This is a genomic window from Polaromonas sp. C04 (assembly GCF_002002705.1).
Taxonomy (GTDB): Bacteria; Pseudomonadota; Gammaproteobacteria; order Burkholderiales; family Burkholderiaceae_C; genus Rhodoferax_A.
Map to the genome: position 1 here is coordinate 13,995 of NZ_MUNS01000020.1, position 22,923 is coordinate 36,917.

21 protein-coding genes are annotated in these 22,923 nt (G+C 64.7%); 16 read left to right on the forward strand and 5 right to left on the reverse strand.

The window, feature by feature from the left end:
• Positions 1 to 131 precede the first annotated feature (131 nt).
• The 16 genes from B0E49_RS01360 to B0E49_RS01435 all read left to right on the forward strand — a co-directional run bounded on the left by B0E49_RS01360 (position 132) and on the right by B0E49_RS01435 (position 17,808).
• Positions 132 to 4,103 (forward strand): DUF3683 domain-containing protein, encoded by a 3,972-nt coding sequence (locus tag B0E49_RS01360; RefSeq protein ID WP_077560583.1) that lies wholly within the window; start codon positions 132 to 134, stop codon positions 4,101 to 4,103.
• A 70-nt stretch (positions 4,104 to 4,173) separates the two neighbouring features.
• Positions 4,174 to 4,587, forward strand: coding sequence for a gamma-butyrobetaine hydroxylase family protein (locus B0E49_RS01365; RefSeq protein ID WP_077560179.1), 414 nt, complete (start codon positions 4,174 to 4,176; stop codon positions 4,585 to 4,587).
• Positions 4,588 to 4,743: 156 nt separating this feature from the next.
• Positions 4,744 to 5,475, forward strand: a complete 732-nt coding sequence (gene ubiE, locus B0E49_RS01370; RefSeq protein ID WP_077560180.1) for a bifunctional demethylmenaquinone methyltransferase/2-methoxy-6-polyprenyl-1,4-benzoquinol methylase UbiE — start codon at positions 4,744 to 4,746, stop codon at positions 5,473 to 5,475.
• Between the two features lie 33 nt (positions 5,476 to 5,508).
• The gene (locus B0E49_RS01375) at positions 5,509 to 6,516 is read left to right on the forward strand and encodes a Tim44 domain-containing protein (RefSeq protein WP_077560181.1); all 1,008 of its coding nucleotides are present in this window, start codon (positions 5,509 to 5,511) and stop codon (positions 6,514 to 6,516) included.
• 62 nt (positions 6,517 to 6,578) lie between these two features.
• Positions 6,579 to 7,133: a hypothetical protein gene (locus tag B0E49_RS01380; RefSeq protein ID WP_077560182.1), complete on the forward strand. Its 555-nt coding sequence runs from the start codon at positions 6,579 to 6,581 to the stop codon at positions 7,131 to 7,133.
• Complete coding sequence (gene ubiB, locus B0E49_RS01385) at positions 7,130 to 8,698, forward strand: ubiquinone biosynthesis regulatory protein kinase UbiB (RefSeq protein ID WP_077560183.1); 1,569 nt, start codon at positions 7,130 to 7,132, stop codon at positions 8,696 to 8,698. Before B0E49_RS01380 ends, ubiB begins: the two co-directional genes overlap by 4 nt.
• A gap of 47 nt (positions 8,699 to 8,745) precedes the next feature.
• On the forward strand, positions 8,746 to 10,191 hold the full coding sequence (locus B0E49_RS01390; RefSeq protein ID WP_077560184.1) for a high affinity choline transporter 1: 1,446 nt from the start codon (positions 8,746 to 8,748) through the stop codon (positions 10,189 to 10,191).
• 102 nt (positions 10,192 to 10,293) lie between these two features.
• A complete protein-coding gene (locus B0E49_RS01395) occupies positions 10,294 to 10,659 on the forward strand; it encodes an FmdB family zinc ribbon protein (protein WP_077560185.1) in 366 nt (121 codons plus the stop codon).
• Positions 10,660 to 10,674: 15 nt separating this feature from the next.
• Entirely contained in the window at positions 10,675 to 11,295 is a 621-nt protein-coding gene (locus B0E49_RS01400; protein ID WP_077560186.1) for a DUF502 domain-containing protein, read from the forward strand.
• A gap of 59 nt (positions 11,296 to 11,354) precedes the next feature.
• Positions 11,355 to 13,190: an aspartate--tRNA ligase gene (gene aspS, locus B0E49_RS01405; protein ID WP_077560187.1), complete on the forward strand. Its 1,836-nt coding sequence runs from the start codon at positions 11,355 to 11,357 to the stop codon at positions 13,188 to 13,190.
• 62 nt (positions 13,191 to 13,252) lie between these two features.
• Positions 13,253 to 13,732: a dihydroneopterin triphosphate diphosphatase gene (gene nudB / locus B0E49_RS01410; protein ID WP_077560188.1), complete on the forward strand. Its 480-nt coding sequence runs from the start codon at positions 13,253 to 13,255 to the stop codon at positions 13,730 to 13,732.
• Positions 13,729 to 14,457 carry an endonuclease/exonuclease/phosphatase family protein gene (locus B0E49_RS01415; protein ID WP_077560189.1) on the forward strand — a complete coding sequence of 243 codons (729 nt, stop codon included), beginning with the start codon at positions 13,729 to 13,731 and terminating at the stop codon, positions 14,455 to 14,457. Before nudB ends, B0E49_RS01415 begins: the two co-directional genes overlap by 4 nt.
• A gap of 1 nt (position 14,458) precedes the next feature.
• Positions 14,459 to 15,682, forward strand: coding sequence for a cardiolipin synthase ClsB (gene clsB / locus B0E49_RS01420; RefSeq protein WP_077560190.1), 1,224 nt, complete (start codon positions 14,459 to 14,461; stop codon positions 15,680 to 15,682).
• A gap of 93 nt (positions 15,683 to 15,775) precedes the next feature.
• Positions 15,776 to 16,501 carry a GTP cyclohydrolase I gene (gene folE, locus B0E49_RS01425; RefSeq protein WP_077560191.1) on the forward strand — a complete coding sequence of 242 codons (726 nt, stop codon included), beginning with the start codon at positions 15,776 to 15,778 and terminating at the stop codon, positions 16,499 to 16,501.
• A 4-nt stretch (positions 16,502 to 16,505) separates the two neighbouring features.
• The gene (locus B0E49_RS01430; protein ID WP_077560192.1) at positions 16,506 to 16,928 is read left to right on the forward strand and encodes a BLUF domain-containing protein; all 423 of its coding nucleotides are present in this window, start codon (positions 16,506 to 16,508) and stop codon (positions 16,926 to 16,928) included.
• Positions 16,929 to 16,980: 52 nt separating this feature from the next.
• Positions 16,981 to 17,808 carry a DUF429 domain-containing protein gene (locus B0E49_RS01435; RefSeq protein WP_077560193.1) on the forward strand — a complete coding sequence of 276 codons (828 nt, stop codon included), beginning with the start codon at positions 16,981 to 16,983 and terminating at the stop codon, positions 17,806 to 17,808.
• Here B0E49_RS01435 and B0E49_RS01440 read toward each other — a convergent pair.
• The 5 genes from B0E49_RS01440 to B0E49_RS01460 form a co-directional block, all read right to left on the reverse strand.
• Complete coding sequence (locus B0E49_RS01440) at positions 17,754 to 19,472, reverse strand: SulP family inorganic anion transporter (protein ID WP_077560194.1); 1,719 nt, start codon at positions 19,470 to 19,472, stop codon at positions 17,754 to 17,756. The genes B0E49_RS01435 and B0E49_RS01440 overlap by 55 nt on opposite strands.
• A 42-nt stretch (positions 19,473 to 19,514) precedes the next feature.
• Complete coding sequence (locus B0E49_RS01445; protein ID WP_077560195.1) at positions 19,515 to 20,831, reverse strand: sulfatase family protein; 1,317 nt, start codon at positions 20,829 to 20,831, stop codon at positions 19,515 to 19,517.
• A 19-nt stretch (positions 20,832 to 20,850) separates the two neighbouring features.
• Positions 20,851 to 21,843: a Bug family tripartite tricarboxylate transporter substrate binding protein gene (locus B0E49_RS01450; protein ID WP_144264391.1), complete on the reverse strand. Its 993-nt coding sequence runs from the start codon at positions 21,841 to 21,843 to the stop codon at positions 20,851 to 20,853.
• A 94-nt stretch (positions 21,844 to 21,937) separates the two neighbouring features.
• A complete protein-coding gene (locus B0E49_RS01455; RefSeq protein WP_077560196.1) occupies positions 21,938 to 22,252 on the reverse strand; it encodes a BON domain-containing protein in 315 nt (104 codons plus the stop codon).
• A gap of 102 nt (positions 22,253 to 22,354) precedes the next feature.
• Complete coding sequence (locus B0E49_RS01460; protein ID WP_077560197.1) at positions 22,355 to 22,900, reverse strand: ferritin-like domain-containing protein; 546 nt, start codon at positions 22,898 to 22,900, stop codon at positions 22,355 to 22,357.
• Positions 22,901 to 22,923: the final 23 nt, after the last annotated feature.

The window sequence follows — 22,923 nt, forward strand, 5'->3', positions numbered from 1 at the left end:
AACACGACAGCACCGGCACGCCGCAACCCGGGTTTCCATGGGGTTCCCCCATGGCAGGCGCGTGAATGCTGCGCTGCGGTAACATTCGATCCCAGCACGGCAGTCCGTTCTGGCTGCAATTCCAGGACCTCATGAACGCTCCCACAACGCTCAACCACCTCATGGCCGCGGCCGATGAGGCGCCCCGCCTGCGCGAAATCCCCTACAACTACACCTCGTTTTCCGACCGCGAGATCGTGATCCGGCTGTTGGGCGCAAGGGCCTGGGAGGTGCTTAATTCCCTGCGCCAGGAGCGGCGCACCGGGCGTTCGGCGCGCATGCTGTACGAGGTGCTGGGCGACATCTGGGTGGTGCAGCGCAATCCGTATCTGCAGGACGATTTGCTGGACAACCCGAAGCGCCGCAAGCTGCTGGTGGAGGCCCTGGAGCACCGCCTGGCCGAGGTCGGAAAACGCCGCACACCCGCGATGGATGCCGGGCGGGACGTCATCGTTGGAGAGCTTCTTGAGGCTGCAGCCCAGGCGGTACGGGCATTCGATGCTACATTTTTGGAAGTGGCCCGCCTGCGCCGGCAGGCCCGGCGCGTGCTGCAGAAGTGCACCGCGAGGGACAACATCAAGTTCGACGGCCTCTCGCGCGTCTCGCACGTGACCGATGCCACCGACTGGCGCGTGGAGTACCCGTTTGTGGTGCTGACCCCGGATACCGAGGCCGAGATGGCGGCCCTGGTCAAGGGCTGCATCGAACTGGGCCTGACCATCATTGCGCGCGGCGGCGGCACCGGCTACACGGGCGGCGCCATTCCCTTGAGCTGGAGGAGCGCGGTCATCAACACCGAAAAGCTGGAGGCCATGACCGAGGTCGAGATGGTTTCGTTGCCCGGGCTGGACCAGCCGGTGGCCACCGTGTGGACCGAGGCGGGCGTGGTGACGCAGCGCGTGGCGGACGCCGCCGAGCGCGCAGGCTTCGTGTTTGCCGTCGATCCGACCTCGGCCGAGGCCTCGTGCATCGGCGGCAACATCGCCATGAACGCGGGCGGCAAAAAGGCCGTGCTGTGGGGCACCGCGCTGGACAACCTGGCCTCGTGGCGCATGGTGACGCCGCAGGCGCAGTGGCTGGAAGTCACGCGGCTGAACCACAACCTGGGCAAGATCCACGATGCCGAGCTGGCCAGCTTCGAGCTGCGCTACTTCGAGGCCGACGGCAAGACGCCGGTGCGCACCGAGCGGCTGGACATTCCCGGCAAGACCTTCCGCAAGGAAGGGCTGGGCAAGGACGTGACCGACAAGTTCCTCTCGGGCCTGCCCGGCATCCAGAAAGAGGGCTGCGACGGCCTGATCACCAGCGCGCGCTGGATCGTGCACCGCATGCCGGTGCACACCCGCACCGTGTGCCTGGAGTTCTTTGGTAACGCGAAGGACGCGGTGCCCAGCATCGTCGAGATCAAGGACTTCATGTTCTCCCTGCAAAAGCGCACGGGTGAGAATGGCGAAGGACCGGCTCCCTCCCCGGTCCTGCTGGCGGGCCTGGAACATCTGGATGACCGCTACCTGAAGGCCGTGGGCTACGCCACCAAGTCGAAGAAACATGGCGGCCTGCCCAAGATGGTGCTGTTCGGCGACATCGCGGGCGACGACGCCGACGCCGTGGCGCGCGCCACCTCCGAGGTGGTGCGCATTGCCAACTCGCGCAGCGGCGAGGGCTTCATCGCCATCAGCCCGGAGGCGCGCAAGAAGTTCTGGCTGGATCGCAAGCGCACGGCGGCCATCAGCCGGCACACCAACGCCTTCAAGATCAACGAGGACGTGGTGATTCCGCTGCCGCGCATGGCCGAATACACCGACGGTATCGAGCGCATCAACATCGAGCTGAGCCTCGCCAACAAGCTCCGGCTGTGCGACGAGCTGGAGGCTTTCTTTACGCGCGGCAACCTGCCGCTGGGCAAGAAGGACGAGTCGGGCGAGGTGCCGTCGGCCGAACTGCTGGAAGACCGCGTGGCGCAGGCGCTGGCGTTGATCCACGAGGTGCGCGCGCTGTGGAGCGGCTGGCTGAAGGGCGTGGCCGAGCTGTTTCCCGGGCTGCAGGACCATTCGCTGCGCGCCAGCTGGAAGACGCAGATTCGCGCTCCGCTACAGGCGATTTTTTCGGGCGACGCGTTCAAGCCGATTCTGGAAGAGTGCAACGCGGTTCACCAGCGCGTGCTCAAGGGCCGGGTCTGGGCCGCGCTGCACATGCATGCGGGCGACGGCAATGTACACACCAACATCCCGGTCAACAGCGACGACTACGACATGCTGCAAACCGCGCACGAGGCGGTCAAGCGCATCATGGCGCTGGCACGCTCGCTCGACGGCGTGATCTCGGGCGAGCACGGCATCGGCATCACCAAGCTCGAGTTCCTGAGCGATGAAGAGCTCCAGCCGTTCACCGACTACAAGCGCCGGGTCGATCCCGAGGGGCGCTTCAACAAGGGCAAGCTGCTGCGCACCCCCTCACCCCGACCCTCTCCCGCTGGCGGGAGAGGGGGCCAGCCACTCCCTCTCCCGCCAGCGGGAGAGGGCAGGGGTGAGGGCGAGATCCAGGCCGATTTGACCAACGCCTACACGCCCAGCTTCGGCCTCATGGGGCACGAGTCGCTGATCATGCAGCAGTCCGACATCGGCGCGATTGCCGATTCGGTGAAGGACTGCCTGCGCTGCGGCAAGTGCAAGCCCGTGTGCGCCACCCACGTGCCGCGTGCCAACCTGTTGTACAGCCCGCGCAACAAGATCCTGGCGACCTCGCTGCTGGTCGAGGCCTTCCTGTACGAGGAGCAGACCCGGCGCGGCGTCTCGATCCGGCACTGGGAGGAGTTCGAGGACGTGGCCGACCACTGCACCGTGTGCCACAAGTGCCTGTCCCCGTGCCCGGTCGACATCGACTTCGGCGACGTGTCGATGAACATGCGCAACCTGCTGCGCAAGATGGGGAAAAAGAGCTTTCGCCCCGGCAATGCGGCGGCCATGTTCTTTCTCAACGCCACCAATCCGCAGACCATCAAGCTGGTGCGCGGCGCCATGGTCGGCGTGGGCTTCAAGGCGCAGCGCCTGGCCAACCAGCTGCTGCACCGGCTGGCCCGGGCGCAGACCGCCAAACCGCCGGCCACGCTGGGCACCGCGCCGGTGCGCGAGCAGGTGATCCACTTCATCAACAAGAAGATGCCGGGCGGCCTGCCCAAGAAGACGGCGCGCGCGCTGCTCGACATCGAGGACAAGGATTACGTGCCGATCATCCGCAACCCCACGGGCACCACGCCTGAGACGGAGGCGGTGTTCTACTTCCCGGGCTGCGGCTCCGAGCGGCTGTTCTCGCAGGTGGGGCTCGCGACCCAGGCCATGCTCTGGCACGCCGGCGTGCAGACCGTGCTGCCGCCCGGCTACCTGTGCTGCGGCTATCCGCAGCGTGGCGCGGGCCAGTACGACAAGGCCGAGAAAATCATCACCGACAACCGCGTGCTGTTCCACCGCGTGGCCAATACGCTCAACTACCTGGACATCAAGACCGTGGTGGTGAGCTGCGGCACCTGCTATGACCAGCTGCAGGGCTACGAGTTCGACAAGATCTTTCCGGGCAGCCGCATCATCGACATCCACGAGTACCTGCTGGAAAAAGGCATCACGCTGCCCGCGGGGCAGGGGGGCTACCTGTACCACGAGCCTTGCCACAATCCCATGAAGCTCGGCGATCCGATGAAAACGGTCAAGGCGCTGGTCGGCGACAACGTGATCAAGAGCGAGCGCTGCTGCGGCGAATCCGGCACGCTGGGCGTGACCCGGCCCGACATTGCGACCCAGGTGCGGTTTCGCAAGGAAGAAGAAATCCGCAAGGGCGAAGCGCAACTGCGCGCCGCCGGCACCGTAGGCGCGCAAGGCAATGTGAAGATTCTCACCAGCTGCCCGAGCTGTCTGCAGGGCCTCAAGCGCTATGAAGACGACCTGCAGAACGGCCTGCTCGAGGCCGATTACATCGTGATCGAGATGGCGAACCAGATCCTGGGCGAACAGTGGCTGCCCGAGTACGTGGCCGCCGCGAATGCGGGCGGGATCGAGCGCGTGTTGGTCTGATACCTTGCGGGACAGACCAGGAATTACGCAGCAATTTTGCTCTGCCACCAACACTTGAGAGGAGCCTTCCATGGCCGGTTTGAAATCCGGGGCGCCGACGCCCCAAGACATCACGGTACACAGCCAGTCGCGCGTGCTTGAAATCACGTTTTCGGACGGCGTCACCTTTCGCATTCCGTTCGAGCTGATGCGCGTGTATTCGCCCTCTGCCGAGGTGCAGGGCCATGGCCACGGCCAGGAAGTGCTGCAGACCGGCAAGCGCGAGGTGGACCTGGTGGCGCTGGAGCCGATTGGCAACTACGCGGTGCAACCGAGCTTTTCCGACGGCCACAACACCGGTATTTTCTCGTGGGACTACCTGTACTTTCTGGGCTCCCAGCAGGACAAGCTGTGGGGCGACTACACGGAGCGCCTGCGCGCCGCCGGTGTCGATCGCGACGCGCCCATGCCGGGCAAGGGCGGGCACGCCCGCGGCAGCCATTGAGGCTCCCGTCTGCTATTAATAATATAGCATCCTGCGTAGATCCATCAAGGGCGTAGCCCCGATTTTTCTCATCATTTCGACTAATTCCCGACAAATCTCCGACACAATGCGGGGGTGTCACCGCGCTGGCGCCATTTCCGCTCTAGCATCGCCCTTATGACAACAACGCATTTCGGTTTTCAATCGGTCGAAGAAGGCGACAAGGCGCGCCGCGTGCGCGGCGTGTTCGACTCGGTCGCGCCCAAATACGACCTGATGAACGACCTCATGTCGCTGGGGCTGCACCGCGCCTGGAAGGCCTACACCGTGCTGGTGGCCGATGTGCGCGAGGGCCAATCGGTGCTCGATATCGCGGGCGGCACGGGCGATCTGGCGCTGGCCTTCGCCAAGAAGGCCGGCGCATCGGGCCGGGTGGTGCACACCGACATCAACGAGGCCATGCTGCGCACCGGGCGCGAGCGCCTGCTCGATGCGGGCGTGGCGCTGCCCACGCTGGTGTGCGACGCCGAAAAGCTGCCGTTTGCCAGCGACTCGTTCGATGTGGTCAGCGTCGCCTTCGGCCTGCGCAACATGACGCACAAGGACGCGGCGCTGGCCGAGATGAACCGCGTGCTTCACCCCGGCGGCAAGCTGCTGGTGCTCGAATTCTCGAAGGTGGCCAAGCCGCTGGAGAAGCTCTACGACTGGTATTCCTTCAAGGTGCTGCCCGGCTTGGGCCGGCTGGTGGCCGGCGACGACGCCAGCTACCGCTACCTGGCGGAGTCCATTCGCATGCACCCCGATCAAGAGGCGCTCAAGGCCCTGATGAAGCAAAGCGGCTTTGGCCATGTGGACTATCACAACCTGTCCGGCGGCGTCGTGGCGCTGCATGTTGGAATCAAGTGCTAGCGCATCCGGGAAAAAAGGAAAAGGGAGATTGACATGAAGTACTGGTCTTTGATTCTGGCGGTTTTTCTCGCCCTGTCGAGCCTGAACGCCGACGCGGCGCGGCGCCTGGGGGGCGGGCGCTCCTTCGGCCAGCAGTCCGGCAACGTGACGCAGCGCGAGGCCGCCCGGGCGCCGGTCGCGCCGGGCGGCGCCACGCAAAGTGCGGCCAAACCGGCGCCCGCTGCGGCGGGGGCCAATGGCGCCGCTCCTGCACCCCGAAAGCCGTGGGGCGGCATGCTCGGCGGCCTGGCGGCCGGTCTGGGCCTGGCCTGGCTGGCGCACTCGCTCGGGTTGGGCGCGGCGTTTGGGCAAATCCTGCTGCTGGCCCTGGTGGTGGTGATCGGGCTTGCGGTGTACGGGATGGTGATGCGTTCGCGCAGGGCGGGCGCCACGCCGGCGGGCGCTGGGTTTGCATTCGAGGGCGCCGGCGGCGCGCCGGCGGCGGTCACGCCGCGCCAGTACAGCCCCGACAACGTGGGCAACGACGCTTCGGCACGTCCCTGGGAGCGCACCGGCATGGCGTTTGATCCGGACAAATCCCAGAACGGGGCGGCGGCCTTGCCCGCTCCAGGCTCCCTGATCGGTTCAGCCCTGACTGGCTCGCAAACCTGGGGCGTTCCCGAAGGGTTCGATGCCGACGGGTTTCTGGCCGCGGCCAAGCGCAACTTTGTGACGCTGCAGGACGCCTGGGATCGCGCCGACATCGGCATGCTGCGCACCATGATGACCGACACCATGCTGGGCGAGATCAAGACCCAGCTGTCCGAGCGCGAAGTGCATACGGGCGGGCAGTCCAACCGGACCGACGTGGTGATGCTGCAGGCGCAGTTGCTGGGCATCGAGGACCTGGGCGAGGGCTACCTGGCCAGCGTGGAGTTCTCCGGCATGATCCGCGAGGAGCCGTCCGCCGGCCCGAGCCCGTTCCGGGAGGTCTGGAACATGTCCAAGCCCAAGAGCGGCACCAGCGGCTGGCTGGTGGCCGGCGTGCAGGCGCTCCAGTAGCGAGGTGACGGCGCGTTGGGCGCCGCCGGGGCGCAATGGCTTTCGGGGAATAATCGGGGACTATGGTTACATCGTCCCCCTTTTCTTTTTTGAACGATATGGTCGACAAGCTGGCGCCCGGTCTGAGGGCACCGGCATGGCTGGTCGACGAGATGCAGCATCGCCTGGTGCTGTTCCTGAATCACGTGCTGGCGCAGGAGAGTGAGGCCATGGCCCGCCTTGCACGGCAAAAAGACCGTGTCGTCCTTGCCCAGTGGCGCTCATTCGCTATCAAGCTGATAGCGACTCCGGCCGGCCTGCTCGACGTGGCGCCGGCGCACGCGCGCCCCGACCTGACGCTGGCCATGCTGCAGGCGTCGCCGTTCGAGTTGGCCCAGGCGGCGCTGCGAGGCGACAAGCCCGCCGTGCGCATTGAAGGCGATGTGCAGCTCGCCGCCGAGGTCAACTGGCTGGTGGACCATGTGCGCTGGGACGTGGAAGAAGACCTGTCGCGCGTGCTGGGTGATGCGCCGGCCCATGCATTGGGCCAGGCCGCGCGCCGTCTGGCGGACGGGCTGCGCCAGTTCACCAGCGCGCGTGCGCAAAGCCCTGCGGGTCCCGGCAGGGCGCAGCCATGAGGCGTATTTTTCGCGGCGCCTTCATCGTCCTGATTGCGCTGCGCTATGGGCTCGACGAGCTGGTGCTCACGAGTTTTCAAAAACCCTGGCTTCGGGTCATCGCGCGCGGGGTCTCGGTCGGGCGCAACCTGCAGGCGCCGCGCGGCCAGCGGCTGCGTGAGGCGCTGGAGCGGCTGGGGCCGATTTTCGTCAAATTCGGCCAGGTGCTCTCGACCCGGCGCGACTTGCTGCCGATGGACATTGCCGACGAGCTGGCGCGGCTGCAGGACCGCGTGCCTCCGTTCGATTCGGCCATCGCGATCGCGACCATCGAGCGTGCCTTTCGCAAGCCTTTGAGCGAAATTTTCACCAGCTTCGACCGCGAGCCGATTGCCAGCGCCTCGATTGCGCAGGTTCACTTCGCCATGCTGCGGGGCCGCGATGGCCAGGAGCGCGAAGTTGCCGTCAAGGTGCTGCGACCGAACATGCTGCTGGCGATCGAAAAAGACCTGAGCCTGATCCGCATGCTGGCGGTCTGGGTGGAGCGGCTCTCGAGCGACGGCAAGCGCCTGAAGCCGCGCGAGGTGGTGGCCGAGTTCGACAAATACCTGCACGACGAGCTGGACCTGGTGCGCGAAGCCTCGAGTGCGGCGCAGCTGCGCCGCAACATGCAGGGGCTCGATCTGGTGCTGATTCCCGAGATGTTCTGGGACTACTGCATGCCCGATGTGATCGTGATGGAGCGCATGAAGGGCGTGCCCATCAGCCAGATGGAGCGCCTGCGCGCCGCCGCGGTCGACATCCCGCGGCTGGCGCGCGATGGCGTGACGATTTTTTTCACCCAGGTGTTTCGCGACGGCTTTTTCCACGCCGACATGCACCCCGGCAACCTGCAGGTCAGCATCGAGCCGGCCACGCTGGGGCGCTACATCCTGCTGGACTTCGGCATCGTGGGCACGCTCACCGAGTTCGACAAGGAATACCTGGCGCAAAACTTCACGGCGTTTTTCCGGCGCGACTACAAACGCGTGGCCGAGCTGCATATCGAGTCCGGCTGGGTGCCGGCCGGTACCCGCGTGGACGAGCTGGAGTCGGCCATCCGCAGCGTCTGCGAACCCTACTTCGACCGTCCGCTGAAGGAAATCTCGCTCGGCATGGTGTTGATGCGCCTGTTCCAGACCTCGCGGCGCTTCCAGGTCGAAATCCAGCCGCAACTGGTGCTGCTGCAGAAAACCCTGCTCAATATCGAGGGGCTGGGCCGCGAGCTCGATCCCGAGCTCGATCTGTGGGCCACCGCCAAACCGTTTCTGGAGAAGTGGATGCTGGAGCAGGTCGGGCCGCAAAAGCTCATCGACCAGCTCAAGGACCAGGCGCCGCGCTATGCCAAGCTGCTGCCGGAGCTGCCGCGCCTGCTGCACGACTATCTGCAGCAACGCCCCGGCGCCGACCAACGGCGCGAGCTGCAGGAGCTGCTGGCCGAGCAAAAGCGCACCAACGGGCTGCTGCAGGGGTTGATCTACGGCGGCATCGGTTTTGCGCTGGGCCTGATCGTGCTGCAGATCATGCTGCGCGTGCGGCTGTTCTAGCCTGGCGTTTGCCGGGATAATGCCGGGCACGAAAAGGAGAGTGCGCCGTGCTGTTGACCCTGGTCATTGTTTATCTGCTCGTCACCATCGCGATTGGCCTGTATGCGGCCAAGCGTGTCAAAAATTCCGCCGACTACGCGATTGCGGGCCGCGGGCTGCCGCTGGCCATGATCGTGACCACCACGTTTGCCACCTGGTTCGGCTCCGAGACGGTGCTCGGCATCCCGGCCAAGTTCGTGGGCAGCGGCCTGAACGGCGTGGTGGAAGACCCGTTCGGCGCCGGCACCTGCCTGATCCTGGTCGGACTTTTTTTCGCCGGCAAGCTGTACAGGATGAGCCTGCTCACCATCAGCGACTACTATCGCGAGCGCTTCGGCCGCACGGTGGAGGTGGTGTGCTCGCTCATCATCATGCTCAGCTACCTGGGCTGGGTGTCGGCCCAGGTCACCGCGCTGGGCCTGGTGTTCAACCTGCTGTCGCAGGGCGCCATCAGCATCTCCGCCGGCATGGTGATCGGCGTGGTGTCGATCCTGGCCTACACGCTGTTTGGCGGCATGTGGTCGGTGGCCGTCACCGACTTCATCCAGATGATCATTCTGGTGATCGGCCTGACCATCCTGGCGGTGTTTGCGGGCCATCAGGCGGGCGGCGCCGACAAGGTGGTGCAACTCGCAGTCAGCCGCGACCTGTTCAACTTCTGGCCCGAGCCGACCTTCAAGGACATGCTGTTTTTCTTTGCGGCGGCCATCACCATGATGCTGGGCTCGATTCCGCAGCAGGACGTGTTCCAGCGCGTCATGTCGGCCAACAGTGTGGGCGCCGCCACCAAGGGTCCCGTGATCGGCGGCGTTTTCTACATCCTGTTTGCTTTCGTTCCCATGTTCCTGGTGACCAGTGCGCTGATCATCATGCCCGAGCATACCGCCGCGCTGCTGAAGGACGACCCGCAGAAGGTGCTGCCCGAACTGGTGTTGACGCACATGCCGTTCGTGATGCAGGTCCTGTTCTTCGGCGCCCTGCTGTCGGCCATCAAATCCACGGCGTCGGCCACGCTGCTGGCGCCCAGCGTCACCTTCGTGGAGAACATCTGGCGCCAGTTCAGGCCGCGCATCAGCGACAAACAGGAGCTCAGGACCATGCGCGTGACGGTGCTGGTGTTCAGCGCGCTGGTGCTGCTGTATGCCATCAAGACGCAGGGCACGCCGATCTACGAGATGGTGTCCGGGGCGTATCAGGTGACGCTGGTGGGGGCTTTCGTGCCGCTGGTGTTCGGGCTGTACTGGAATGGGGCGACCACCCAGGGTGCGATTTTCTCCATTGTGCTGGGCGTGCTGACCTGGGTGCTGTTTCTGGCCACCCCGGCTGGTGGCGAGTTTCCGGCTCAGCTCGCTGGCGTGCTGGCGGCGCTGACGGGGATGCTGATCGGCTCGCTGGGGCCGCAGGCGATCAGGAACAGCCGTGCGTCGCACCACAGGCTGGCAGCCGCAGGCTGACGGGCCGCGCACGCCCGGGCGGAACCGGGGAGGTCAGGGGCTTGATTTTCGGGTCGACGCCTATAATTGAGGGTTTTGCACCCTCCCGAAACCCTTAACGCCATGCCAATCTATGCTTATAAATGCGAGTCCTGCGGGCACAGCAAAGACGCATTGCAGAAAATCTCGGATGCGCCCCTGACCGTTTGTCCCCATTGCGGGGCGCCAACCTTCAAAAAACAGCTCACGGCGGCCGGTTTCCGGCTCAAGGGGTCTGGCTGGTACGCCACGGATTTCCGCGGCGGCGCCGGCGACGCCGCGGCGAAGCCCGCAACGGCGACCGACGACCACAAGACCGAAGCCAAAACCGACAGCAAGCCTTCCGAGGGCGCCACGACGGCCAAATCCGACGCTGCGCCCGCCAGATCCGAGGCCGCGCCCGCCAAACCTGACGCTACACCTGCGGCGGCGACGCCTTCTGGTCACTGACACTGAACGACCGTGATGGCTGCAATCCGAAAATGGCTGCTGGCTGGCCTGCTGGTGATCGTGCCTGTGGCCATCACTGTCTGGGTGCTGGACTGGATCGTCGGCACGCTGGACCAGACCCTGCTGATCCTGCCCGCACAGTGGCAGCCGGACCGGCTGCTGGGATTCCACATTCCTGGCTTTGGGGTACTGCTGGCGCTGGCCATTTTGCTGGTGGTGGGCGCCACCGCGAGCAATTTCTTTGGCCGCAAGCTGGTGGGCTGGTCGAATGCCTTGCTGCACCGCATCCCGGTGGTGCGCTCCATCTATTCCGGCGTGAAGCAGGTGTCGGACACCCTGTTTTCCGAAAACGGCAACGCATTTCGCACGGCGGTGCTGCTGCAGTGGCCCCGCGAAGGCGTCTGGACCATCGGTTTCGTGACGGGCGTGCCGGGCGGCGATGCGGCCAACCATTTGCCGGACGACTGCCTGAGCGTGTATGTGCCGACCACGCCGAATCCGACCGGCGGCTATTTTGTGATGCTCAGGAAGAGCGATTGCGTCGAATTGAAAATGAACGTTGACGAGGCGCTCAAGTATGTCGTCTCGATGGGCGTTGTGATTCCGGGCGGCCCGGTCGGCGCCGCCGCCAAATAGAGCGCGCTCCTGCAGCGCTGGTCTGAAGTAATTTTAGTGAGAAGTTGAAAAGAAATACCATGGCGATGCGTTCCCACTATTGCGGTCTTGTGACCGAGGCCCTGATGGGCCAAACCGTTTCCCTGTGCGGCTGGGTAAACCGCCGGCGCGACCACGGCGGCGTGATTTTTGTCGACCTGCGCGATCGCGAAGGCTACGTGCAAGTGGTATGCGACCCGGATCGCGCCGCGATGTTCGAGACGGCCGAAGGCCTGCGCAACGAGTTTTGCATTCAGGTCAAGGGCCTGGTGCGCGCGCGCCCCGAAGGCACGGTCAACGAGCACCTCAAGAGCGGCAAGATCGAGGTGCTGTGCCACGAGCTCACGGTCCTGAACCCGTCCGTGACGCCGCCGTTCCAGCTCGATGACGACAACCTGTCCGAGACCACGCGCCTGACGCACCGTGTGCTGGACCTGCGCCGTCCGTACATGCAGAACAACCTGATGCTGCGCTACAAGACCGCGATGGAGGTGCGCAAGTTCCTCGATGCCCATGGCTTCATCGACATCGAAACCCCGATGCTGGGCAAGTCCACGCCCGAAGGCGCACGCGACTACCTGGTGCCCTCGCGCGTGCACAGTGGCATGTTTTTCGCACTGCCGCAAAGCCCGCAGCTGTTCAAGCAGCTGCTGATGGTGGCCGGCTTTGACCGCTACTACCAGATCACCAAATGCTTCCGCGACGAAGACCTGCGCGCCGATCGCCAGCCCGAGTTCACGCAGATCGATATCGAGACCTCGTTCCTGGCCGAGCAGGAAATCCGCGACCTGTTCCAGGACATGATCAGCACCGTCTTCAAGAACACCTTGAACGTTGATTTGGGCGAATTCCCGGTGATGGCGTATGCACAGGCGATGCACCGCTACGGCTCCGACAAGCCGGACCTGCGTGTGAATCTCGAATTGACCGAGCTGACCGACGTGATGGCCGACGTGGATTTCAAGGTCTTCTCCGGCGCCGCCAACATGAAGGGCGGGCGCGTGGTGGCCCTGCGGATTCCGGGCGGCGCCAGGGAGGCCGGGGGCCTCTCCCGCGGCGAGATCGACGGCTACGCCGAGTTCGTCAAGATTTACGGCGCCAAGGGGCTGGCCTACATCAAGGTCAACGAGCAGGCCAAAGGCCCGGGTGACAAGGCCCTTCGGTGGCCGGGCCTGCAAAGCCCGATCGTCAAAAACATTCACGACCAGGCCATTACCCAGATTCTGGCGCGCACGGGTGCGCAGGACGGCGACCTGATTTTCTTCGGCGCGGACAAGGCCAAGATCGTCAACGACGCCATGGGCGCCCTGCGCCTGAAGATCGGCCTGAGCGAGTTCGGCAAGAAGAACGGCCTGTTCGAGGCCGGCTGGCGGCCGATGTGGGTGGTGGACTTCCCGATGTTCGAGTTCGACGACGAGGCCCAGCGCTACACCGCGGTGCACCACCCGTTTACCGCGCCCAAGGACGGTCATGAAGACTGGATGGTGACCGCGCCCGAGAAATGCATCGCCAAGGGCTACGACATGGTGCTCAACGGCTGGGAGATCGGCGGCGGCTCTGTGCGTATCCACCAGGCCGGCGTGCAGCAAAAGGTGTTTGACGCGCTGAAGATCGGCCCCGAAGAGGCCCAGCAAAAATTCGGCTTCCTGCTCGATGCGCTGCAATATGGTGCACCGCCGCACGGTGGCCTGGCGTTCGGTCTGGACCGCATCGTCACGCTCATGACAGGCGCCGACTCGATTCGCGACGTGATCGCCTTCCCCAAGACCCAGCGCGCGCAGGATCTGCTGACGCAGGCGCCCACGCCTGTGGACGAGAAGCAGTTGCGCGAGTTGCACATCAGGCTCAGGAACAGCGACCTGGTCAAGCCGGAGTGACCTGTCCCGGCGTTTGAGGGCTTGGGGCACAATGAAGAACGACGTATCGGCGCCCCTTTTTCATGGTCAAGCCCTACAAGATTCCCCTGTCCGTGCTGGTGGTGATCTACACGCCGGCGCTCGACGTGCTGCTGCTCAGGCGCGCCGACGCCACGGACTTCTGGCAGTCGGTGACCGGCAGCAAGGATCGCATTGACGAGGACCTTCGGCAGACGGCGGCGCGCGAAGTGCGGGAAGAAACCGGTATCGACTGTGCGAGCGGCACTGCGCTGGCCGGCGGTCTGCGCGATTGGGGTCTGGAGAACGTGTACGACATTTACCCGCGCTGGCAGCACCGCTATGCGCCGGGGGTCACGCGCAACACCGAGCATGTGTTCGGGCTGGTGGTGCCGCCGGGCACGCCGGTCACCTTGAGTCCGCGCGAACACACGGCTAGCCAGTGGCTGCCCTGGCGCGAGGCGGCCGACCGGTGTTTTTCGCCCTCCAATGCCGAAGCCATCCTGATGCTGCCAAAACTGATCGGAGTAAAGTTTGCCGCATGACGATTCTTCGCGTAGCCACCTACAACATCCACAAGGGCGTGCAGGGCATCGGCCCGGCCCGCCGGCTTGAGATTCACAACCTGGGCCATGCCGTCGAGCAGATCGACGCCGATGTGGTGTGCCTGCAGGAAGTGCGCAAGCTGCACCGGCGCGAGGCCCGGCATTTCAAGCGCTGGCCGGATTTGCCGCAGGCCGAGTTTCTGGCGCCCGAGGGGTACGAGGCGGTGTATCAGACGAATGCCTTTACACGCTACGGCGAGCACGGCAATGCGCTGCTGTCGCGCTGGCCCGTCATCGACCACCAGCATGAAGACATGTCGGATCATCGCTTCGAGCAGCGTGGGCTGTTGCATGTCGAGGTGAATGCCCATGGCCGTACCGTCCACGTGATCGTGGTCCACCTCGGCCTGATTCCTGCCAGCCGCACCCGGCAAGTGGCGCAGCTCAAACGCTTTATCGAACGCGAGGTGCCGGCGCAGGCGCCGCTGCTGGTGGCCGGAGACTTCAATGACTGGGGCGTGCAGATCAGGCGGGCACTGGGTGCTGTCGATCTGGTTGCGTTTGACGACGGACGCAACGCGACCTATCCGGCCCGCCTGCCGGTGGTTCAACTCGATCACATTTATTCGCGGGGCCTCAAACCGCTGGGGCTGCAGATTCCGCGAGGGCGCGTCTGGTGGCGCATGTCGGATCATTTGCCGCTGATTGCCGAATTTGAAATTTGACATGCCCCGGCCGGACTTGCTGCAGCGTCGTGAACACCAGATCCAGTTGTTGCAAGGCAGCAAGGAATTTTTCCCTGCGTTGATCGAGGCCGTGGACCTGGCTCTGGCCGAGGTTCGGCTGGAAACCTACATCTTCGATTTCACCGGCACCAGTGCCGGCGTGGCGCAGGCGCTGGAGCGCGCGGCGCAGCGCGGCGTGACGGTGCAGCTCGTGGTCGATGGCGTGGGCACCGGCACATTCCCGCCCGAATGGCGCGAGCGCTTCGATCGGGCGGGCGTGCAGTGGCGGGTTTACGCGCCGCTGGGGCCGCTGGGCTACCTGCTCCCCAGCCGCTGGCGGCGCCTGCACCGCAAGCTGTGTGTGGTCGATGGCCAGGTGTCGTTTTGCGGCGGCATCAATATCCTGGACGACTTGCACGATCCCAATTACGGTACCTTGATGCTGCCGCGCCTGGACTTTGCCGTGCGCGCGTCCGGTATGCTGGTTCAGGAGATGCGGGACACCATGGCGCTGTTGTGGTGGCGCCTGCAGGCGGTGCGTGACACCCGCCAGCGCAACTTCCCGGCCGCGCTGAGCTCGCTGCGCACGGCCGCCGGCTATCGTCACGGCACGCAGGGGAGCGCCAAAAATGGCGCAGACGATGTTCATTTTGCCAAGGCGCTGCTGCTGCTGCGTGACAACGTGCACCACCGCAGCAAGATCGAGCGCGCCTACCGCAAGGCCATCGGCGAAGCCCGTCAGGAAATCATCATTGCCAACGCCTACTTCGTGCCGGGGCGCAAGTTGCGCCGGGCGCTCAAGATGGCGGCGCAGCGCGGCGTCAAGGTGCAATTGCTGCTGCAGGGCAAGTACGAATACTTCATGCAGTACCACGCGGCCCGTCCGGTGTACGGCGCGCTACTGGCTGCCGGGGTCGAGATTTACGAGTATTCGGCCAGCTTTCTGCATGCCAAGGTGGCCGTGGTGGATGGCCGCTGGGTGACGGTGGGCTCCTCCAACCTGGACCCCTTGAGCCTGCTGCTGGCGCGCGAGGCGAACGTGGTGGTGAACGACGCCGGCTTCGCCGCCGACCTGCGCGGCAGGCTGGTTCGCGCCATGGAGAACGGCGGCCAGCGCGTGGATGCGGCGCAGTACGCCGGCAGGCCGTGGCGCCAGCGCCTGCGCGACCGCATCGCCTTTGGCCTGATGCGTGCGGCGCTGTTTGTGACGGGCTATCGCTACTGATGATTTTGCTACTGTATTGATAGCTATCTGTGCACAACCGGTGTGGGCTCATGGCAAAAAACATCAACAATCAATCGCTGTTACCATCACTTCATGTTATTGAAAACACCCGACACCATGAGCCCAGCCGATCAGGACGAAGGCACCCCCGTTTCCGTGAAGATACGCGAGCGGCTGCTGGCGGCGCGCCAGCGCTTTCATTCGAACGACAACATCGCCGATTTCATCGAACCGGGCGAGCTCGACAAGCTGCTCGACGAGGTCGAGGTCAAGATGCAGGGCGTGCTCGACAGCATGGTGATCGATACCCACGGTGATCACAACACCAACAATACCGCGCGGCGCGTGGCCAAGATGTACCTGCGCGAGGTCTTCAAGGGCCGCTACGTGCACGCGCCCACCATCACCGAGTTTCCGAACGTCGAACACCTGAACGAGTTGATGATCGTCGGGCCCATCACCGTGCGCAGCGCCTGCTCGCACCACTTCTGCCCGGTGATCGGCAAGCTCTGGATCGGCGTGATGCCCAACGAGCACACCAATGTGATCGGCTTGTCCAAGTACGCGCGCCTGGCCGAATGGGTCATGGGGCGCCCGCAAATCCAGGAAGAGGCCGTGGTGCAACTGGCCGACCTGATCCAGGAGAAAACCCAGCCCGACGGCCTGGCCCTCGTCATGCAGGCCAGCCACTACTGCATGGCCTGGCGCGGCGTGAAGGACATGGACAGCAAGATGATCAACTCGGTCATGCGCGGCGTGTTCCTGAAGGACCCGAACCTGCGCCGCGAATTTTTGTCCCTGATTCCGCAAAAGGATTGATGCCATGCTTGTACGTTTGCTTTATGCCAGCCGCGCGGTGGACCCGAGCCCCGGTGCCATCGAGTCGATCTTGACGCAGTCGCGCCAGTACAACCCCACCAGCGGCATCACGGGCATCCTGTGCTACGGCGGCGGTGTCTTCCTGCAGGCCATCGAAGGCGGGCGCATGCCCGTGAACGAGCTGTACGGCCACATCCAGAAGGATCCGCGGCACAAGGATGTGGTGTTGCTGAACTACGAGGAAATTTCCGAACGCCGCTTCGGCGGCTGGACCATGGGGCAGGTCAACCTGTCCAGGATCAACACGAATATCCTGATGAAGTATTCCGAGAAGCCCGAGCTTGACCCGTATGCGGTGTCGGGCACGGTGTCGCTGGCGCTGCTCGAAGAGCTCATGGCCACCGCCTCGATCTGCGGGCGCGCCTGAGCCACAGGTCCTACCCGGGCTGGCGCCCGGTGCCACGCGCTGCCCCGCGTCCATGCCTGACTTTCATCTGATCGGCTGCGACTTCACGAGCCGCCCTACGCGCCGAAAGCCCATTGTTTTAGCCCTGGGGTCCTTGTCGGGTGGGCGCGTCGTGCTATCAAAAATGGAGCGACTCGAATCGCTCGATGCGTTTGGACTGTGGCTGCGCGAGTCCCGCAGCTGGATCGGTGCGTTTGATTTCCCGTTTGGCTTGCCGCGCGCGCTGGTCGAACAGCTCGGCTGGCCGACGCAATGGGACGCCTGCATGCGTCACTACGCCAGTCTGAGCCGCGAGGCCCTTCGCGCCACCTTTGCGGCCTATTGTGATGCGCGGCCTGCAGGCGCCAAATTCGCGCACCGCAAGACCGATGGGCCCGCCGGTTCGAGTCCGTCCATGAAGTGGGTCAATCCGCCCGTGGCCTTCATGCTGCACGCGGGCGTGCCGCGCCTGCTGGGTGCCGGCGTGCACCTGCCAGGGCTGCACGAGGGCGACGTGGCGCGCGTGGCGCTGGAGGGCTATCCCGGCCTGCTCGCGCGTGAAGTTCTGGGCCGGCGCAGCTACAAGAGCGACACGGCGGCCAAACAGTCGCCCGATCGGCTGATTGCGCGCAAGGACCTGATCACGGCGCTGGAGCACGGCCAGACCCGTCTGGGCATGCGGCTCAAGCTGACCCATGCGCAGCGCGACGCCCTGGCCGATGACGCCAGCGGCGACTCGCTGGACGCCACGCTGTGCCTGCTGCAGGCCGCCTGGGCGCAGGTCCGGCATGAGCAGGGGGCGCCGCGTTACGGACTTCCCGTGGACCTCGACCCGCTCGAAGGCTGGATTGTGAGCGCCTGAACCGGGGTGGGCTGGCTCATCGCCAGCAGCAACTCGGCATCGGTCCGGTACAGCTTCAGCCAGGGCCCTTCCTGAATTTCACCGGCCTGGCGCAGCACGCTCTCGACCGGTAGCTTGAGGCTGCTGATGTGCAGCAGGATGCCGCGGCCGCTGAGCATCTGGCGCACCTGCCCAAAGCGCTCCACGCCCGTGGCGTCGATCCGGTTGATGGGGTGCGCGAACAGGCACACATGCTGGACCTGGTGCGAGGTGGCCAGGTGCTCCACAATGGCGCGCTCGAATTCGCTGGCCGACGCAAAGTCGAGCTCGGCGTCCATGCGCAGCGCATACACGTGCGGCGCCAGCGGCGGCAGTTTCCAGAGATGACGATCGCGCAAGCTGCCGTCCGGGTGCAGGCCGACCTCGATGATGCGCGGGTGCAGCCGCTGGTACAAGAAGTGGCTCAGGCTCATCAGCAGCCCGGCAATCACCCCCCAGTAAAGACTGGGCGCGCTCAGCACCGTGATCACGAAGGTCACGGCGGCGGTCAGGGCCTCGACCCGCGAGATCCGCCACACCCGCACAAAGGACGAGGGCCTGAGCAGGCCGTAGATGGCGGCGACCACCACGCCGGCCAGCACCGACTGCGGCACGTGATGCAGCACCGGCGTCAGGAACAGCAGCGCCAGCAGCACCACGATCACCGACACGATCGTGGCCCAGCCGGTCCTGGCGCCGGCGTAGAGGTTCAGGGCCGAACGCGAAAACGAGGAACTGGTGGGGAACGCCCCGCACAGTCCCGAGGCAAGCTTGGCCAGGCCCTGGCCGATCAGATCCTGGTTCTGGTTCCAGCGGTGGCCTTCGCGCTGGCTTTCCACCTTGGCGCTGGACGCGGTTTCCAGAAAACTCACCAGGGTGATCACCAGCACCGGAACCACGAGCTGGCTCAGGGCCGGCCATGGCAGCAGCGACGGAATGTAGAGGGACGGCAGGCCCGAGGCCAGCGTGCCCACCACCCGGCCGCCGCCTGCTTCAAAGCCCGTGGCGGCGCTCAGCGCCGATGCGGCCAGCACGACCAGCACCACGGCCGGAAAGCGCGGCACAAGGCGCCTGGCCAGTACCAGTGCGGCCAGGCTGCCCAGGCCGAAAGCCGCGGCCATGGCATGCAGGCCGGGTTGTGTGAAGAGATGGCTCCAGCCACTCCTGAAGCCGAGCAGCGCCGGAATTTGCGAGGCCAGAATCAGCACCGCTGCGGCCTGGGTGAATCCCATGAGTACGGGCGAACTCACCACGTTGAGCAGCCAGCCAAAGCGCACGCAGCCCAGCACCACCTGCAGCAGTCCCGACAGCAGCGCCAGCCAGACCGCCAGGTTGACCCACTCGGCGCTGCCTGGCGCCGCCAGGCCCGTGAGCGAAGACGCCACCAGCAGGCAGGTCAGCGCCGTCGGTCCGACCGACAGCCGGGTGGACGAGCTCCACAGCACGGCGACCAGCGCGGGCAGCATGGACGCGTAAATGCCGGTGACCAGCGGCATGCCTGCCAGTGCGGCATAGGCGACACCTTGCGGGATCACCATCAGGCCGACGGTGATGCCGGCCCAGAGCTCACCGTTCAGGGTTTCGCGGTCGGGCCGGGGCCAGCCGAGGAAGGGAAACCAGCGATGCAGGGATGTGATGTTGACCATGTGCCGCCGATACTAACGTGGCCCTCGCGCGGGGCACGAGCGTCAGCGCTGCGGCATGTCCTTGTAGGAATAACCCAGGCTGATGGTGGCGTCCGCGGGAATCGGCGGCATGGTGGCCTCCCAGGCCTGCCAGGCCGCGCGCATGGCGTCCAGGCGCGCCGGCTCCAGCCTGGCGCGATTCGCTCGCTCGCGCTCATCGGCCGGAATGTTGAACAGGTACTCGTTGCCGTCCACCGTGAGGTACTTCCAGTCGCCATCGCGCAGCGCGCGCTGGCCGCGGTGGTTCATGCGCCAATGCAGCGGGCGGTGGAAGCTGTGACTGGCATCGCGCAGCACCGGCAGCAGCGACACACCATCGAGCGGGTAGTCGGGATGCGCGCGGGCGCCGGCCGCGTCCAGCAGGGTGGCCGACCAGTCCATGGTCATGCAGTGCTGCACGCTCTCGCCACCCGGCTGGATCAATGCCGGCCAGTGCGCAATCCACGGCACGCGGATGCCACCTTCGGTCAGGTCCATCTTGCCGCCGACCAGCGGCCAGTTGTCGGAGAAGCGTTCGCCGCCGTTGTCGCTGGTGAAGACCACCAGCGTGTTGTCGGCCAGGCCGTTTTCCTCGAGCGCGGCCATGATCCAGCCGATGCCCTCGTCCATGTGGTGAATCATGCGGCGGTAGATGTGGATGTTGCCGCCCGCGAGGTCGAACAGGTTGTCCTTGATGACCGGCGCCTTGGCGGCGTCGTCACGCGTCTCCCACGGCCAGTGCGGCGCGGTGTAGTGCAGGCTGAGGAAGAAAGGCGCCGGCTGCTGCGCCATGCGCTCTACATAGTCGACCGCGCGGCGCGAGAGCAGGTCGGTCAGGTAGCCCTCGTGGTGCTGCTCCTCTTCGCCGAAACAGAGATCGTGATTGCCACTCGAATCGCAATGGGTGAAGTAGTCGACGCCGCCCGAGGTCGGGCCGAAGAACTCTTCGTAGCCGGAGCGCAGCGGGCCAAAGTTCGGCAGGTAGCCCAGATGCCATTTGCCGATGAGGGCCGTGCGGTAGCCGGCGTCGCGCAGCAGCGAGGGCAGCGTTGGATGCTCGGGCGGCAGGCCCAGCGTGGCGCTGCCGCGGCTCTTGCTGTTGATCGGCTCCTCGGCTGCGCCGCGCAGGCGGTACTGGTAGCGCGCCGTCATCAGCGCAAAGCGCGTGGGCGAGCACACGGGAGAGTTCGCGTAGCCCTGCGTGAACTTGAGCCCCTGCGCGGCGAGGCCGTCGAGCACGGGTGAGACGGGGCCGAACACGGCGTCCCGTCCGCCATAGCAGCCCAGGTCGGCGTAGCCCAGATCGTCGGCGACGATGAAGATAATGTTGGGTTGTTTCATCGGAGCTCCACGTCTGTATTCAGTCAATTTTCATACCGGTAGCCTGGATGATGTGGCCGAAGCGATCCGAATCTTCTGTCAATCGCTTGACTGCCGCGGCGCCTGTGGAACCGTCAAACTGAAGGTCCAGAATGGCCATGCGCTTTTGCACGTCGGGGCGTGCCAGCGCGTCGGCAAAGGCACGCTGCAGGATTTGCATGACCGGCTCGGGGGTGGCTGCGGGCACCATGGCAACATACAGCACTTCCTGCAGCAATTCCTTGTATCCGGCCTCGGCCACGGTGGGGATGTCGGGGGCCAGTGTCGAGCGCTGCCGGCTCGTCACGGCCAGCGCCGTGATTTTCCCGGCCTTCACGAAGGGCAGCATGCCGGGGGTGGCCAGCACGCCGCCATCGACCTCTCCTGACACCACCGCGCTGACGGCCGGCGAATTGCCCTTGTAGGGGATGTGATTGAGCCTCGTTTGGGTCAGTTCGTTGAGCAACGCCACCTCCAGATGGCCCGGGCTGCCGTTGCCCCCGGAGCTGAAGTTCAGCGTCTTCGTCTTCGCCCGGGCGACGAGTTCACTCATCGTTTTGATTCGGGTGGACGGGTTCACGCCCACCAGCAGACCGGATGTGGCCAGGATCATGACCGGCTTGAGATCGCCGGGCTTGAACGGCATCTTCTTGTAGAGGTGCGGATTGACGGTATAGGTGGTGCCGATGCCGAACAGCACGGTGTAACCGTCGGGCTGGCTCTTGGCCACATAGTCGGAGCCGATGTTGCCCGCGGCCCCCGGCTTGTTCTCCACTACGAAAGACTGCTTCAGGGTGGTGTCCAGGACGCTGGCGACTGAGCGCGCAAGGATGTCCGAGGGACCACCGGGGGGCCAGCAGTTGACGAACGTTACAGTCTTTCCCGGATACGCGCCTTCCGCAAGCGCCTGTGTGGCGCCCTGTCCCAGCGTCAATAGCAGGGCGCTGGCGGCAGCAATCGATTGGCGGCGGGTCAGTGGGCGGTGCATGGACATGGAGAAACCTTTCTCAGGAGAGATTGTAAAAAAGCCGGCTGCGGGACATTGTCCCGCAGCCGGCTTTTTTACTGGCAGCGCCAGAATGACCGCGTCAAGGCCGCACGACGATACTGTCGTGTACGCCCTTCACACCGTTGACGCCGCGCGCGATGCTCACAGCCCGGTCTTTTTCGGCGTTCGATTTGGCAAAACCAGAGAGCTGAACGGTGCCGTTCAATGTCTCGACACTGATGGCGGTGGCATCCACGGTTTTATCTCCGACGAATTTGGCTTTCACCTGTGTGGTGATGGTGGCATCATCCACATACGAGCCGACGGTTTCCTGGCCGCGCGAGACGGCGCAGCCCATGGTGACGGCCGTGATTCCGGTCAGAGCGGCAAATGCAAGTGCGCGAGCGTATTTCATGATGATTCCTTCAAATGGATAGTTGTAATTTGGTGCTGTCGTTGAAAAGCTCGCCAATTTGCGGCACCACGCCAACCAGCTTGCACAATAAAGATGGAAGCGTCAGATCGCGAGCCAGTCCTTGAGCTCATTCGCGTGCTCTTCTTCCTGGGCCAGGATACTTTCCAGCATTCTGCGGGTGGTCGGATCCTTGTCAGCCAGCAGGCTGATCATCTGGGTGTAGCTCTCGATCGCAATCCGCTCCGCGACCAGGTTTGCCCGAACCATGGTTTTGAGATCTTTTGATTCGTCGTACGCGGCATGGCTGCGCTGCTTGAGCGTGTCGGGCGAAAAATCGGGGTCACCGCCAAGCTGAACAATGCGTTGCGCCAGCAGGTCGGCGTGCGCAGCTTCTTCGTTGGCGTGCACCAGGAATTCTTCTGCAATCTTCGCCGACGCCAGGCCCACGGCCGTGAAATAGTGACGCTTGTAGCGCAACACGCACACGAGCTCGGTGGCCAGCGCGTCATTCAGCAATTTCACGATGGCATCGCGATGCGGGCCATAGCTGGGAGTGACGGCGCCGTCCTCCAGGTTTTGTGCGGCCTGCTTCAGCGCTTTTTCATCCAGGACAAGGCTGTCGCTGGTTCCAAGTTTGATATTTTGCATTCGATTTCCTTTCGCGCATTGTT

What these genes read in the sequence shown, in the direction of transcription:
- B0E49_RS01360 (WP_077560583.1), top strand. Translation starts at nt 132, where the DNA reads ATGAACGCTCCCACAACGCTCAACCACCTCATGGCCGCGGCCGATGAG.
- B0E49_RS01365 (WP_077560179.1), top strand. Translation starts at nt 4,174, where the DNA reads ATGGCCGGTTTGAAATCCGGGGCGCCGACGCCCCAAGACATCACGGTA.
- ubiE (WP_077560180.1), top strand. Translation starts at nt 4,744, where the DNA reads ATGACAACAACGCATTTCGGTTTTCAATCGGTCGAAGAAGGCGACAAG.
- B0E49_RS01375 (WP_077560181.1), top strand. Translation starts at nt 5,509, where the DNA reads ATGAAGTACTGGTCTTTGATTCTGGCGGTTTTTCTCGCCCTGTCGAGC.
- B0E49_RS01380 (WP_077560182.1), top strand. Translation starts at nt 6,579, where the DNA reads ATGGTTACATCGTCCCCCTTTTCTTTTTTGAACGATATGGTCGACAAG.
- ubiB (WP_077560183.1), top strand. Translation starts at nt 7,130, where the DNA reads ATGAGGCGTATTTTTCGCGGCGCCTTCATCGTCCTGATTGCGCTGCGC.
- B0E49_RS01395 (WP_077560185.1), top strand. Translation starts at nt 10,294, where the DNA reads ATGCCAATCTATGCTTATAAATGCGAGTCCTGCGGGCACAGCAAAGAC.
- B0E49_RS01400 (WP_077560186.1), top strand. Translation starts at nt 10,675, where the DNA reads ATGGCTGCAATCCGAAAATGGCTGCTGGCTGGCCTGCTGGTGATCGTG.
- aspS (WP_077560187.1), top strand. Translation starts at nt 11,355, where the DNA reads ATGGCGATGCGTTCCCACTATTGCGGTCTTGTGACCGAGGCCCTGATG.
- nudB (WP_077560188.1), top strand. Translation starts at nt 13,253, where the DNA reads ATGGTCAAGCCCTACAAGATTCCCCTGTCCGTGCTGGTGGTGATCTAC.
- B0E49_RS01415 (WP_077560189.1), top strand. Translation starts at nt 13,729, where the DNA reads ATGACGATTCTTCGCGTAGCCACCTACAACATCCACAAGGGCGTGCAG.
- clsB (WP_077560190.1), top strand. Translation starts at nt 14,459, where the DNA reads ATGCCCCGGCCGGACTTGCTGCAGCGTCGTGAACACCAGATCCAGTTG.
- folE (WP_077560191.1), top strand. Translation starts at nt 15,776, where the DNA reads ATGTTATTGAAAACACCCGACACCATGAGCCCAGCCGATCAGGACGAA.
- B0E49_RS01430 (WP_077560192.1), top strand. Translation starts at nt 16,506, where the DNA reads ATGCTTGTACGTTTGCTTTATGCCAGCCGCGCGGTGGACCCGAGCCCC.
- B0E49_RS01435 (WP_077560193.1), top strand. Translation starts at nt 16,981, where the DNA reads ATGCCTGACTTTCATCTGATCGGCTGCGACTTCACGAGCCGCCCTACG.
- B0E49_RS01440 (WP_077560194.1), bottom strand. Translation starts at nt 19,472, where the DNA reads ATGGTCAACATCACATCCCTGCATCGCTGGTTTCCCTTCCTCGGCTGG.
- B0E49_RS01445 (WP_077560195.1), bottom strand. Translation starts at nt 20,831, where the DNA reads ATGAAACAACCCAACATTATCTTCATCGTCGCCGACGATCTGGGCTAC.
- B0E49_RS01450 (WP_144264391.1), bottom strand. Translation starts at nt 21,843, where the DNA reads ATGTCCATGCACCGCCCACTGACCCGCCGCCAATCGATTGCTGCCGCC.
- B0E49_RS01455 (WP_077560196.1), bottom strand. Translation starts at nt 22,252, where the DNA reads ATGAAATACGCTCGCGCACTTGCATTTGCCGCTCTGACCGGAATCACG.
- B0E49_RS01460 (WP_077560197.1), bottom strand. Translation starts at nt 22,900, where the DNA reads ATGCAAAATATCAAACTTGGAACCAGCGACAGCCTTGTCCTGGATGAA.